The organism is Moorena sp. SIO1F2 (genome assembly GCF_010672755.1).
GTDB lineage: Bacteria > Cyanobacteriota > Cyanobacteriia > Cyanobacteriales > Coleofasciculaceae > Moorena.
Genome location: NZ_JAAHFV010000164.1, coordinates 1 through 14,134, shown reverse-complemented (window position 1 = coordinate 14,134; position 14,134 = coordinate 1). Strand labels below are relative to the sequence as shown.

11 protein-coding genes and 1 pseudogene are annotated in these 14,134 nt (G+C 43.4%); 8 read left to right on the top strand and 4 right to left on the bottom strand.

Annotated features, from left to right (window positions below; all coding sequences use genetic code 11):
• Positions 1-246 precede the first annotated feature (246 nt).
• Positions 247-693: a hypothetical protein gene (locus tag F6J94_RS19080; protein ID WP_293030169.1), complete on the bottom strand. Its 447-nt coding sequence runs from the start codon at positions 691-693 to the stop codon at positions 247-249.
• Between the two features lie 647 nt (positions 694-1,340).
• Between F6J94_RS19080 and F6J94_RS19075 the strand changes: the two genes are divergently transcribed.
• The 3 genes from F6J94_RS19075 to F6J94_RS19065 all read left to right on the top strand — a co-directional run bounded on the left by F6J94_RS19075 (position 1,341) and on the right by F6J94_RS19065 (position 4,541).
• Complete coding sequence (locus tag F6J94_RS19075) at positions 1,341-2,240, top strand: matrixin family metalloprotease (protein ID WP_293043403.1); 900 nt, start codon at positions 1,341-1,343, stop codon at positions 2,238-2,240.
• 683 nt (positions 2,241-2,923) lie between these two features.
• Positions 2,924-3,709: a DUF3598 family protein gene (locus F6J94_RS19070; RefSeq protein ID WP_293043401.1), complete on the top strand. Its 786-nt coding sequence runs from the start codon at positions 2,924-2,926 to the stop codon at positions 3,707-3,709.
• 103 nt (positions 3,710-3,812) lie between these two features.
• A complete protein-coding gene (locus F6J94_RS19065) occupies positions 3,813-4,541 on the top strand; it encodes a DUF3598 family protein (protein WP_293043399.1) in 729 nt (242 codons plus the stop codon).
• A 245-nt stretch (positions 4,542-4,786) separates the two neighbouring features.
• On the opposite strand, the gene F6J94_RS19060 is transcribed toward F6J94_RS19065, so the two are convergent.
• Together F6J94_RS19060 and F6J94_RS19055 are read right to left on the bottom strand one after the other, a co-directional pair.
• Positions 4,787-5,671 carry a hypothetical protein gene (locus tag F6J94_RS19060; RefSeq protein WP_293029506.1) on the bottom strand — a complete coding sequence of 295 codons (885 nt, stop codon included), beginning with the start codon at positions 5,669-5,671 and terminating at the stop codon, positions 4,787-4,789.
• Between the two features lie 210 nt (positions 5,672-5,881).
• Entirely contained in the window at positions 5,882-6,103 is a 222-nt protein-coding gene (locus F6J94_RS19055) for a hypothetical protein (RefSeq protein WP_293043397.1), read from the bottom strand.
• A 117-nt stretch (positions 6,104-6,220) separates the two neighbouring features.
• On the opposite strand from F6J94_RS19055, the pseudogene F6J94_RS19050 reads away from it, so the two are divergent.
• The 3 genes and pseudogenes from F6J94_RS19050 (at position 6,221) to F6J94_RS19040 (ending at position 7,817) form a co-directional block, all read left to right on the top strand.
• Positions 6,221-7,488: pseudogene (locus F6J94_RS19050) on the top strand (RNA-guided endonuclease InsQ/TnpB family protein).
• Positions 7,489-7,594: 106 nt separating this feature from the next.
• A complete protein-coding gene (locus F6J94_RS19045) occupies positions 7,595-7,717 on the top strand; it encodes a hypothetical protein (RefSeq protein WP_293043395.1) in 123 nt (40 codons plus the stop codon).
• On the top strand, positions 7,683-7,817 hold the full coding sequence (locus F6J94_RS19040) for a hypothetical protein (protein WP_293043393.1): 135 nt from the start codon (positions 7,683-7,685) through the stop codon (positions 7,815-7,817). Before F6J94_RS19045 ends, F6J94_RS19040 begins: the two co-directional genes overlap by 35 nt.
• A gap of 12 nt (positions 7,818-7,829) precedes the next feature.
• Here the strand turns inward: F6J94_RS19040 and F6J94_RS19035 are convergent, their stop codons facing one another.
• Complete coding sequence (locus F6J94_RS19035) at positions 7,830-9,878, bottom strand: AarF/ABC1/UbiB kinase family protein (RefSeq protein ID WP_293043391.1); 2,049 nt, start codon at positions 9,876-9,878, stop codon at positions 7,830-7,832.
• A gap of 297 nt (positions 9,879-10,175) precedes the next feature.
• Between F6J94_RS19035 and recN the strand changes: the two genes are divergently transcribed.
• Both recN and F6J94_RS19025 read left to right on the top strand, forming a co-directional pair.
• Positions 10,176-11,999, top strand: coding sequence for a DNA repair protein RecN (gene recN / locus F6J94_RS19030; RefSeq protein ID WP_293029518.1), 1,824 nt, complete (start codon positions 10,176-10,178; stop codon positions 11,997-11,999).
• Positions 12,000-12,469: 470 nt separating this feature from the next.
• On the top strand, positions 12,470-14,134 hold a 1,665-nt coding region (locus F6J94_RS19025; protein ID WP_293043389.1), incomplete at its 3' end, for a GAF domain-containing protein.

Below are 14,134 nucleotides of genomic sequence, written 5' to 3'. Positions count from 1 at the left end.
GTTAGTCGGTTATGGGTAAAGGGTTAAAACTGTTTGATTAAGGCGACCCTCTCCTTACGGTAACTTCAAACCCTATTCTAAGGTTTCGTCTCCGGGATGCCCCGACCCGCCGGAACAATACAAAAAAAGTTCTATTTTCAGTTGGTAGGTGGCGATTAGCTCTTAATTTATTTTCCCTACCATTTTTAATATATCACATTGGCATTTCGACGTTCCGACCCTTGCCCCGCGCTTCCCATGCGACACTTACCCTCCGCAGGTAAAGTGCGGGGCTTCTCGCGGTTTAGCTAAAATTGCAGCAGCTAACCCTTTACGCCAAAGGGATGGTGGGATAAACAAGCCCCATAACCCGTAGCTACCCAGTAGGAATAGGAGTAAGTTGAGTTGTGGGATATACACCAACCATCTGAATGCGATCGCACTAATCCCAGACCCTAACATTAGCAACAGGGGATAGAGTCTTAAGGTGGGAGTTGCTGACACAGTTATAATTAAGCGATCGCGCCATAGCTGTACCAAACAAGCCATGAGCACAATACCGATTAGCATCAGATTTAGCAGTGATGCGTACTTAAATGACTCAAATAGCCATTGCAGTGCCCAGATATTCCCCAAAAGCCAAGCCACTACCAGCACGATGGTGCTGGCGAGGTTTTGACCTCTGGGGGGATCTGAATTCATCCCAGCTGTCATAACAAGTTTCTCCTTCAGAGAAATAAAGTGTGCTAAAAAGGACTATCTACACCACGCAACACTAAGAGCGATCTGAACGCTCCTAAATAATGCTTTCTGTTACCAGTATGCGATGGGCGCTCACTCCCTTATACCCCAGGAGTGTAATGTTGCTTAACCTTCACAATGTTGCTTAACCTTCACATTAAATTAATACTTAATGATCTAGTTTTGTGCATCCGTATTTTATCTGAGCAACTAATAAAAGCTTCTATAAACATACGCTTTTGAGCTTGTAAAGCCTCTTGATATTTGTTAGATTCATTACATACGATTTTTTTTTGCAGTAAAACCACCATAAAATTTGAGTAGCTATTGATAAGTTTCGGCAAATAATATTAATGATCACTTAATATTATGTGGTCATAGCTCTTGATAACCAATTGGCAATTAAAATTTAAAAAAATCAAATTGTACCAAGATAAGTTATAATATCTTGGGAGTTCTTATCCATACTAATGTGCCTTAGCAGTCGCACTGAAAATAGCCTGCTTAGCTTGAATCTATTGATTTTTAGAAGTATTCAAATGACGAACAATCTAACGATACGATTCATCAATTCACTCACACTTGCAACGCTGGGTTCACTAGTTACACTTTCGGTAACTGTGCCGAAAGCTAGGGCTATAACCATTCATCGTCACTTCATAGAATCAGGAACTGATTGGAATACCGAGGATTTTAACTTCAGTGACGTTTTGAGCGCAGAAGGAAGCTCGGAAGATGCCTTAAGCATCACACCAAACTTTAGAGCAGGAGCAGCTCCAGAAAATGCCGTAGGGGGAGGCAACTTGGTAGACATTTTCAATGCTGCTGCTGAGTGGTGGGAAAGAGCCATCCTGGATGATTTTGACTTAACGCTTAACTTTGGATGGGCACCACTGGGCGGCGGTACCTTGGGAGTTCACAATCTCGTCGCACAAGAGGGCACACCCAACCGCGAGACAGAGGGCACCATTCGCTTCGACAATGATGGCTCCAGCTTGTGGTTTCTGGATCCTACCCCTGATCAAAACGAAGAGTATCAGACGTTTACTGAGACAACAACAACACAACTAGGAGGAGGAGACATCAACATTGGGCGCGTCTACACTGATCCAGTTGGTGATGCAATTGGTCGATTCGACTTGCTCTCGATTGCCAAGCACGAAATTGGACACGCATTGGGACTCAGCAGTGCTAATCGCAGCTTTATAGCAGAGAATGTGGACTTTGATATTGATGTTCAAGCACCACGCCCATTCCCCGGTACAGAAATACCTACTCGCAATGGTGCCCACCTTACTCTCAATACATCACTAATGTTTCCGTTTTTTGTTAGAGGTGAACGAAAACTTCAGTCTGGAGTTGATATTCTTGCAAATGCTGAACTCAGCGAGTTCAACAACATAAATCTCAATCCAGTCCACGTTCCTGAACCCACATCCACTCCATTAGTATTAAGTCTCGCTATGGGAGTTGGAACTTTTGTGAAGAGAAAGTCCTTAAAGAGGCAATCAGCTCTGTAGACAAATCTCCAGACCTGTAAAGATTTGCGATAGAGTCTTCTGGCTTTTCCCAGCAGAGACATCAACAAAAAAGGAGTTACAGGAGTTCAGAATTAAGAATTCAGAATTCCTGTAACGACATCCGTGAGGTAGAATCCCGGCCGTCTGTAAGACGGTTAGAGTTAGGTCGGGTCCGAATCCCCATCTAACTGTATAAGAAATCTCCAGGACTTGCTTCGCAAGTCCTGGAGATTTCTTATCTGCACACCGCTATACCTGATCTGGAACAGTTATTTATGGCTATTCGGTACCTGTTATGGTAAATTTCGACCTAGGATGGCCAAAATTTTTGCTTAGTAATAGTTTTGGCCATTATTGACCGTTAGTTTAGGATGGTGAGGTGAAAATACTGGTATAGCTATATTTGAAATTGTTTTAAATACTAGTTTAGTATAGTAAGTCTTTACAATTATCTATAACCCTTTTATAATTACCGTTTAATCTACGCTAATTTGTCCAGATTCAAGCCAGTAAACCTTCAAATTACAAACCATTATAGAAGCAATTTAATAAAACAGTAAAAAAAACGGATATCTGATATCAAACTATTTTTATGTCTAGACCAAAATTAGGTTAGCTTCAGTTAAGCATTCCCCAATTTATGAAACTTATTTATTTTTGTAATAAAACTTCACACAATCCCCATGAATCAGACATTTGAACAGTTAAAGCAGCATAACTGGACTAATTTTATCACCCATCATTTACGGAATTGGTATGGGTCTTGGACAATTTATTCCCCTGAAGGTGAAGTGATAGAATCCTTTGTAGGTAGTCGATGCTCTATTATTGATGCTGAACAAACTCACATTATCCAAACTAACGTATATATGTATGACAATGGAACTGAAGAGGAGAAGGTTTACCAGAATACTCCCAATAGTTTAATCAATGGTTTAGCTGATCAAACCGCTCAAGCATCCTTTATGTATATGTTTGATCAAGGCTCGGCTATTTGGACGGTCAATCGATTTGAACCAGGGGAGTTATTTGCAGTAGAGTTCTGGTTTAGATATCAAGAATTACGCCATACTCTGCTAGTAGTGTATAACTCAGATGGAGAATTAATTAAAACAGTCAGTGTCCGAGAGGAGGATTTGCAAAAGCCCTGTGATCATTGGACACTTAACCCAGAGTTAATCCCCCATCGAGATATAATTAATGGGGAAAAAGGATTAGCAATTACCCTTACCCCAGTCACCCAACTATCTCAGCCAACACCAACTCGTTTAGCTTGGGAATATCCAGACCATCAAACCTTTTATTATCCAGATGGGATATCATTAAGTTACCCGCCCAAACTGAAACCAGGAATGTCTTTCGTTGTGATTGGAGATTGGCAAGTTAATCCTGACATTAGACAACAACTGCTAGTTGATTATAATTCATCGGGTGAGTTATCGTGCTTAACGTTAAATAGTAATCAATAATATACACTGTTTTAGCATTTTATACTTCCCTATTCCCTATTCCCTATTCCCTATTCCCTATTCCCTATTCCCTATTCCCTATTGTATTTTATAGAATAAACCTATGGATCGAAAACTTCAAAATTGGAAGAAGTTCTGTCAATATTATTCAGGAGACTTGTATGGGATTTGGACTAGATACTCGAGGGCAGGAGACGTCATAGAATCTTGGCGCTGTATTAGAAGCTTTCGTCCCACAGCAGATTGTCGTGAAATACATCACCAAAATCACTATACTTATGCTAATGGCAAGACAGAAACAAAAACCTTTGGGCCCTACAAACAACCTATCACAACTGGCTTGTTTTTAGACAACGGCTTTTCCTGGGGTTCCACCACAGTAAAATCTGGCTCTACGTTTTTTTCCGATATATGTTTAAGGTATGAAAATAGTCGTGCTACTGCGATTGCCAAATACGATGAAAGTGGCAGCTTGAAACGCTTTACTGTCTTTCCGGAACACCTAGGACATTTCGTGAATGTGGCTACTCTACCTCCCGCCCATCAAATTAGTAGCGACTGGCAAGGAACAGTCCAAACAATAACCCCGGACTGGCAAATTTCAGCCCCAATAGTAACCTCATGGCAACCCTTAGACGATTTACCTGAAGATTACCTGAGGTTACACTTTACTAACGGTATTTCAATCAGTTGTCCGGCACAGGTAGAGAGTGGAAAAGCGTTTTTTGTGGCAGTGGATTGGCTGGTTAACCAGACTTTATTGCAACGAGGCACTCGCCACTATGATAAATCGGGCTTTAGCAGTTTTACCCTAGAAGTATTTATAATTTAGTAAAACTATGATAAAAAATATATTTAAAAATACTCTTAATCCCCAAAAATACTTCTTATATCATGTCGCTATAATTACCCTTAATAAAAATTTCCCCCATCTCCCCATCTCCCCATCTCCCCATCTCCCCATCTCCCCACACTTCCCACCCTCCCTGTAATTATGGGTATTCGACCTGACTTGATATTCCCGATTCCCGATTCCCGATTCCCGATTCCCGATTTAACACTAATTAACTAGTTAAGTCAGCCAGTTACTCTAACTTCATAGTTCACGGTTCCTAGCCAAGACATCCCAGGTATTTGGTATGGCTTGAATTTAAAACTATCTAAGTTTCCATACTTTACTATATGCTTGATAAAATGTTGGGAACCTTTAAAAATATCCACACTATTAGGTATAGAGTTATCTTCTGATCCTAAATTTAGAGGTAATTTAGCTAAATCCTTGAGAGACTTTAAGGATTCATAGGCTGAAGAAAACTGAATATAGGTAGAAATAGCGCTACGCATTTTTGAATCAAGTCCAGCCGGATTCTTAAGTTTATCCTCTTCAATAACTGCACCAAAGCGCTTTTTAATAAACGTCCTAACGTTTTCTGAGTAGGACTTGGAATTATACTGATAAATCGCCTGAGTAATAGAAGATTGCTTACCAGAGTTAATCATCTTCCCTACCACGTAAGCTGCAATATCCGCAGTATAATCAGAATCTCTGGCTAACCTATCCAAAGCTTCTTCGACACTGTTAACATCTATGTTGTCATTGGGGTCTCGATAGGCCACAATAGCCGAACCAATATCTCCAGCCCATGAAGTATGGTCACCAGTCCAACTAGTGAAATCTGACCATTGGAATCCAGGCTGATCAATTTGATCAGAAAGGGAACCGATAAAATGGCCAAAGTCAGTAATTTCACCACTTAATACTAATTCATTGATATTGAGTTTTCCCTCAAATTCATCTCGAATATACTCTTGGTGATACCCCGTAGCTGTACTCCATAACCTACTAGTATATTCCTTCTTAGTGTACCCACGCAAATGATTAACAATTTCATAAGCGGATTTACCAGGGTTCTCACTTTCAATTTTCTCGATGAATTGCAATGCTTCTTGTAGTTTAGACATAGGTTTAAACTAGATGAATCCCTCTTAGTCATACTGTAACCTACGTCCTGAAGTTGCCAGATTCCGGATTTGTTGGCCAGATTTAGGTTGTCAGGTTGTCAGGTTGTCAGGTTGAAGGTTGAATGGTTGAAGGTTTAAGGTTGGATGGTTGAAGGTTGGATGGTTGAAGGTTGTTCGCGTAGCGTGGCCAATAGGCCAAGGTTGGATGGTTTAAGGTTGTTTGGTTGTTTGGTTGTTTGGTTGTTTGGTTGAACGCGATGGACTTCGTCCCGCAGTCGAGCGATCGCGTGGCCAATAGGCCAAGGTTGTTTGGTTGAAGGTTGTTTGGTTGAAGGTTGTTTGGTTGTCAGGTTGAACGCGATGGACTTCGTCCCGCAGTCGAGCGATCGCGTGGCCAATAGGCCAAGGTTGTTTGGTTGAAAGTTTTAACAAGACTCGCGGAATTCCCCACCCTCTTCCAGGGTGGGGATGGATAGCGAAACAGTGACTTGACACGTTACTGGAAAATATATATAATATTAACTAAGGTCGATAACGAAGGTAAGTGCAGTGAAACATAAAGCCGTCAAAGTCAGAATCTATCCAACACAAGAGCAGGTTCAAATATTAGCTCAGCATTTTGGATGTGCTCGCTGGTGGTGGAATTATGCACTGAATCAGTGCATAGAGACTTATAAAGAAACTGGCAAAGGGCTAAAGCAATCTGCACTTAATTCTATGTTGCCGAAACTCAAGAAAGAAAAAGAGACTGAATGGCTAAAAGAATGTTACTCCCAGGTCTTACAATCTGTGAGTCTTAACCTTAGTCGTGCATATCAGAACTTTTTTGTTCGCGTAGCGTGGCCAAAGGCCAAGGTAGGGCAAAATATCCTAGATTCAAGTCATATCATCACCGCCAATCAATTCAGTACCCCCAAAAGGTCAAGCAAGTGGGTGACTACCTTAAGTTTCCTGGAAAATTAGGAGTTGTCAAGGCAGTAATTCACCGACCACTAGATGGGACAATCAAAACTGTAACAGTCAGCAAAGACCCTTCTGGCAAATACTATGCTTCCGTCCTAATGGAATACGAGTCTGATGATCCGAAACCATCGACAGACGGGAAAGTGATCGGAATTGACTTGGGCATCAAGGATTTTGCTATTACCTACGACGGCGAAAAGACCTCTAAATTTGGCAATCCTAAGCATTTGGCTAAATACGAAAAGAAATTAGCCAAAAAACAACGTATTACTGTCCGAAAGAAAAAAGGGAGTAGTGGAAGTAGGAAAGCTAGAAAGATTGTAGCAAAGGTATATGAACGTATTGGAAATGTCCGCCAAGACTACTTGCATAAGCTATCTAGTAAAATCGTAGATCAGAACCAGGTAGTGGTAGTCGAAAATCTAAATGTCAAGGGCATGCTGTGCGCTACGCGCACGCTTCGCGAACGTAACCATAAATTAGCTAAAGCAATATCTGATCTGAGTTGGGGGACTTTTGTAAATTTCCTGTCTTATAAATGCGAAAAAGAAGGAAAAGTATTGGTCGAGATAGATCGGTGGTTCCCCAGTTCTAAAACCTGTTCTAATTGTCATTACCGAATCAAAGAGTTGCCGTTAGACGTAAGGACTTGGACTTGCCCAAGCTGTGGCACTCACCACGACAGAGATGGTAATGCAGCAAAGAACATTAGAGCAGAAGGTATCAGAATGCTATCCTCCTCTGGAACGGGGGAGGTCAACGCCAGTGGAGAAGAAGTAAGACCAAGACGTGGACGCCCGTCCAAGTTGAGGCATTCTTCCGTGAAACTGGAAGCCCCGGCCTCAACGAAGTAGGCCGGGGTAGTTCACAGTTTAATAACCTGTAACCTGTAACCTGTAACCGCGTCACCTGTAACCTGTAACCTTTAACCTTCAACCGGTTAACCTTTAACCTTCAACCTTGGCCTATTGGCCACGCTACGCGAACAACCTTCAACCTTCAACCTTCAACTTTAAATTTTCAACCTTTAACCTTCAACCTTGGCCTATTGGCCACGCTACGCGAACAACCTTCAACCTTTAACCTTGGCCTATTGGCCACGCTACGCGAACAACCTTCAACCTTGGCCTATTGGCCACGCTACGCGAACAACCTTCAACCTGACAACCGCATTACAAAATAAAATTGCTGTAATCTATCGCATCGCAGCAGCAGGGGGCAAAACCAAGTTAGGGTTTGACCCCTGCCCATGACCGTTAAGGGTGTCATTGTCGGGATTATCCTGGAGTAAAGCCTCCCGAATCATCCGAGCAATCACTCGCTGTGCCAAACCACCAGCAATTTTTTGTCCCATTTCCTGGGTCTCCTGTTTTAGGAACACTTGAGGAATAACTGGCAACAATTGCATTAGGTCAAAACCAGGAGTGTCTTGTAAAATTTGCCAAATCCGTTGGATATTCTCAGTACTTTCGGGTTTATCTTCTGGCTTCTTGTCTTGATTATCTTGATTATTTATTTCTAAGCCTAGACGTTCCTGCAAGGCATAACTGACGTTATCCAATGTCCGCCTTCCAAAGCTATCGATAGCCTTGACAATCTCATTGACCAAGTGCTCCCGAATGAAAGCTCCTCGCTCTGAAAAAATAAAGTCTAGGGTCTGATCTAAGACTTGGTTGATATCATAATCTGGAGAATTTCCAGCATTACGCAACAGGTTTTCCAGACGGTTCCAACGGAAACCCTCATCCTTGAACAGTAAATCCCTCAAGGATGCCCGTAATTCTGGTGATGAATCCGTCAATAGGCGCTTGGCTACATAAGGATAGGCTTTACTGAGTACTTTGAAATCTGGCTCAACATTAATGGCAATCCCTTCTAAGGTCACGAGGGAGCGAATAATCAGAGCATAGTAAGCGGGTACCCGGAAGGGATACTCATACATCAAAGCTGATAACTGGTCAGTGATACTCTTGAAGTTGAGTTCTGCCACACTAGCTCCTAAGGCGTTGTTAAAAACCTTGGCTAGGGCAGGAATAATTGGTGTCAAGTCTGTCTCTGGGGTCAAAAACTCCAACTTCACGTAGTCATTGGCCAAACCAGAAAAGTCACGATTGACCAAATGGACAACAGCTTCAATCAAACCATAGCGCTGATACGTCTTGACTTGGCTCATCATCCCAAAGTCAATATAAGCCAGCTTGCCGTCAGAGGTAGCTAACAGGTTTCCAGGGTGAGGGTCAGCGTGAAAGAATCCGTATTCCAGTAGCTGTCGCAAGGAACAGTTTACCCCAACTTCAATCAAGTGCTTGGCATCAATGCCTTGAGCCTTGATTTTCTCCATATCCGTCAGCTTACTACCCGTTATCCATTCCATAGTCAGGACACGACGCCCAGTGTAGTCCCAGTAAATTCGGGGAACATAAATTTCCGGTAGTTTCCCGTAAAGCTTGGCAAAGCGTTCAGCATTGCGCCCTTCATGCTGATAGTCCATCTCTTCAAAGATACGGGCACCAAACTCATCCATGATGGCAACCAAGTCACTGCGCACCCGCTTGACATTGGTTTGTACCCACTGTGCAACAAGGCGTATAATGTATAGATCAAGCGTAATTTTATGTGCCAATCCTGGTCGTTGTACCTTGACCGCAACAGTTTCGCCAGTTTTAAGTTTGCCCTTATAGACCTGTCCTAAGGAAGCCGCTGCCACAGGCTTTTCAGTCAGTTCAGCGAAAATATTTTCCGGGCGATCGCCTAATTCTTCCTCGATAAATTTATAAGCCACCTCATTCTCAAAAGGTGGGAGTTGGTCTTGTAGCAGCGTCAACTCATCCAAGAAAACTTGTGGGACTAAATCCGGTCGTGTGGAAAGAGCTTGTCCGATTTTAATGTAAGCTGGTCCTAGATCGGTTAAAATTTCCCGCAGTTGAATCGCTCTGGCTCGGTTCTCGGTAACATCCCGACCGCGAAACCGATCCCACCACAGACCGAGAGCAAACGATATGAATGACCAGATAATGGTGAAAGACCGCCGTAGAATTAGCAGGTATGCCCTCTGGTACTGGGCTGCGATCGCCGACGGGTCGTAGCGTGGTTTGTCTGTTTCCAAGACAGAGGATCCCGTTGTCGAGCTCAACTCTTCCTCAACTGAGCTATTGCTGCCCGACACTGGCACCAATGACTTGTCCGCATCAGCCTCTGAGTCTAGTGCTTGATGAGAAGTTGGGGAAACTGTTTTAGGATTCATAAGAAGATATTTCCGACGGACCAACAGAAGCGATTCTGTAAACTATTGTAACAAAAGGGGGATATCATTAAAACTTAATAAAGGTTCGGCAATCTTCATACCACAATGGTGGAATAACCCATTCCTGGGTAAGAATACTGATTTTTAGTGGACAATTGACGATATGGTTAATGGTGAACGGTCAACGATTACTAGAGTTAACCCTTAGACTTCAATTGGGTATTAGGGTGTGACTTTTCCTAAATTGTTACCAAATGTGTTTAAGATCACAATTTTCCCAACAGTGAATTTTGCTCAATGTTACTTTATTTGCGAATTCACAACTTTGCCTTAATTGACCACCTAGAAGTGGAATTCGGTGCTGGTCTAAATGTATTGACTGGGGAAACCGGTGCGGGTAAGTCCATTATTTTGGATGCCATTGACATTGCCCTGGGGGGAAAAGTCACCAATCGGCTTCGCACAGGGACTAAACGGGCTTTGGTAGAAGCAACATTCTCGGTAGATAACCCCTTGATTGCTTGGTTGAGTGAGCAAGAGATTGACTTACTTGATGAAGCGGATTTGGTCTGTAGCCGGGAGATTACCGCAACAGAAAAAGGCATGCGATCGCGTTCTCGGGTCAATGGCACGATAGTCAATCGGCAACTGATGGAGGGACTGCGTGAGCGCTTGGTAGAAATTACTGCTCAGGGTCAAACAATACAGCTTATTATGCCAGCACGCCAACGAGGGCTACTCGACCTTTACGGCGGTTCCTCTGTGATCCAGCAGCGAGATCGAGTGGCATCTGCCTACATGGCTTGTCAAGAGGCCAAGAAAGCTCTAGAAACACAGCAAAAGTCTCAGCAAGAACTCCTACAACGTCTAGATTGGTTGGAGTATCAAATTCAAGACCTCAGTGGTGCCAACCTTACCGCTCCTGACGAACTCGAACAGCTAGAACTTGAACACCAGCGTCTGAACCATGTGGTGGAACTCCAGCAGAGGAGTTACCAAGTCTATCAAGCACTTTACCATAATGATCACGGGACAAAAGCAAGTGCTGACTTATTGGGTCAAGCGGAAAGTACCTTGCAGGATATGGTAGACTATGATAGTCAATTGCAACCTCTGCTAGACCTAGTCAGTGGAGCATTGGCTCAAGTGGCGGAAGCTGCCCATCAGATTAATGCCTATGGAGATGGACTAGAGACTGATCCGGAACGTCTTCAAGTGGTGGAGGAAAGAATTGGGGTTCTCAAACAAATTTGCCGCAAATATGGACCAACCCTTGCTAAGGCAATCGCTCACTATGAGACCCTACAGGCAGAACTAGAAGAATTAGGCAGTGAAGGTGCATCTCTAGAAGAGTTAGAGAGAAATTATGCCTTGAGGAAGTCAAACGTGACCGATGAATGTGATCAACTGACCAAATTGCGGTATAGGGCTGGGTCAGAACTGGAAAAACAGCTGGTTAACCAGTTAAAGCCCTTGGCTATGGAGAAGGTAAAATTTACAGTGGAAATCAGCCCCATTGTCCCCACGGCAGCTGGTGCCGATCAAGTCACCTTTTACTTCTCTCCCAACCCCGGAGAACCCTTGCAACCTCTTGCTAAGACGGCTTCCGGTGGAGAGATGAGTCGATTTTTACTGGCACTGAAAGCCTGTTTTTCCAGCAGTAACCAGCCAGGAACAACCTTAATTTTTGATGAAATTGATGCTGGGGTGTCTGGTCGGGTAGCAGGAGCGATCGCAGAACGACTCTACCAACTCAGTCAACGCCACCAAGTTCTTTGTGTGACTCACCAACCGTTAATTGCTGCGATGGCAGACCAACATTTTAGGGTGGATAAACAGGTGATTGCTCAACCGATTTCTAGCATTTTGAAACAACCATCTTCCCCTCAAGGTAACCGGTCTGGCAGTACTCAAGTAGTTACCCAAATCCCGGAATCTGGAATGCCCGAGCTTCGAACTGTAGTAAGGATTAGCCTCCTGAATCATCCCCAAAAGCGGCAGGAAGAAATCGCTCAGTTAGCTGGTGGACAGTCGGCTCAAGACGCTATGAATTTTGCGGCTTCCTTGTTGTCCCAAGCTGCTAGCTGGCGTAAGACATGCACAGTGGGAAGACAGGACTAAGGCCAAAGGCGTTGCGTCAGTCTTTGAATGAATAGGAGTAGAGTGGGCATCCTGCCCGCCCCAAAAGATCGCCGAACAGGCAAGATGCCTATTCTACAAAACTCTTAAAATCATTCCATTATTAAGCAACGCCAGGCCAAACAGCTAAATGTTAAAACTTGTGAGGTTGTGATGCATTAGTTTAATAGTTGGATCGCAATTGATTAATTAAGCTACTGACAAATTAATCTAGAATGCACTATAATAATCCAGTCAGGCCATATTTAACTCTCAATCAGAAAAAATCTACTCTCCGGGCCAGCAGAGAAGGTGCTATCTAGGTAATCAACAGATTAGCCTTAAACCCAGATCAATTCGGTTAACTGGCTCTGACGAGTCAATAAGTATCAATCTAAGAGTCAATAAGTATCAAAAAGACGCCATCATTAGATCGCTTCAGCCAAACAAAAGCTTTAGCGCAGGATAATTCTATGGTAGCTGCATCTGTTTATCAACACAATTCAAATCAGGTGGAAAAGGGGAGCATATCTGAGGCAAATTCCTCAGCAGCAGGTTCGCTAGTTGCGGCGGGACAAATGATATCTAACTTCCTGGCACTTTTAAACCGGGAAAGTTTAAAACAAGTAGTCCCAGATGTAGAAAGCTCACTCCACATCGTCAATCAAACCCTGTCGATGCTGGAAGCTCTACTGGAAAACCAAGATTTTGAGAAGGTTCTCCTGGAGATTTTGACGGCGATTACTATCAAGACGGCAGAGTTAATGAAGGCCGACCGAGTAACAATATTTTTTCTGGATGAAGACAAGAAGGAACTTTGGTCGGTAGTGGCAAAGGGAGAGGGAAACAACACCTTAGGAGAACTGCGATTTCCAGCTGATCAGGGCATTGTTGGTGAAGTAGCTACTTTCAAACGGGTGGTTAACGTTCCCTACGATTTTTATGATGACCCTCGTTCTAACACTGCCAAAAAGTCTGACAAAAAAACTGGATATCGCACCTATACCCTGCTAGCATTGCCCCTGTTGAATCGACAGGGAGATTTAGTTGCCGTAGTCCAATTACTCAATAAGGTCAAAAATTCCTATACACAGAACGCTTCCTTAAACGATAAAATTGACCGACAGGGCTTTACTGAGGAAGATCAAAAACTGTTTAAGAATTTTGCCCCTTCGATGCGGCTGGTTCTAGAATCTTCCAAGTCGTTGTACGGAGCTACCCAGAGACAAAGAGCAGCAACAGCACTGATCAAAGCTACAGAATCCCTCAATCTCAGCAGTTTAGATCTACAAGAAACCCTCACGCGGGTGATGGATGAGGCGAAAACGCTGATGAAAGCCGACCGTAGTACCCTGTGGCTAATTGACCGAGAGCGTAATGAACTGTGGGCGCAAATTCCCCAAGCGGATGGTTCCTCCCAAGAAATCCGGATCCTAATGGGGGTTGGCTTTGCCGGCAAGGTAGCTCAAAGCGGTGAAGCTCTAAATATTCCTTTTGACCTATATGATCATCCCAATTCTGACAATTCTAAAAAAGTTGATCAGGAATCTGGTTATCGCACCTGTAGCCTGTTGTGTATGCCAGTGTATAACTCCAATCAAGAGTTAATAGGTGTAACCCAGCTAGTCAACAAGAAAAAGACCGGTGATAATGATCCTTACAATCCGAATGATTGGCCTGAAGCTCCGGAATGCTGGCAAGCAAGTTTTAATCGGATTGATGAAGAATACATGAAAGCCTTCAATATTCAAGCTGGGGTAGCCATACAGCGAGCGAAACTGTTTGCCACCATCAAACAGCAGGAACAAATTCAGCGGGATATGCTGCGCAGCCTCAGTAATGGGGTTATTTCCACCGATAAAACCGGTAAGATTATCGCTACCAATGAAAGTGCCAAGAAATTGCTGGGGTATGACCCTGGAGACAGCTTGGAGGGGTTATCGGTTAGTCAGTTTATTAACATCAAAGGGGGAAATTTTGCTCAATGGCTCCAGAACGCTTTAACTGCCAAGACAGCAAAAGACAGCCGTCAGTACTACCCCGACCAAACCCTGATCTCCCAGGGGTTAGAATCAAGCAAGCATTGTGTGAATCTTTCGATTAACTCTATTGCTGATGCCAGCGATCAAACCCATGTA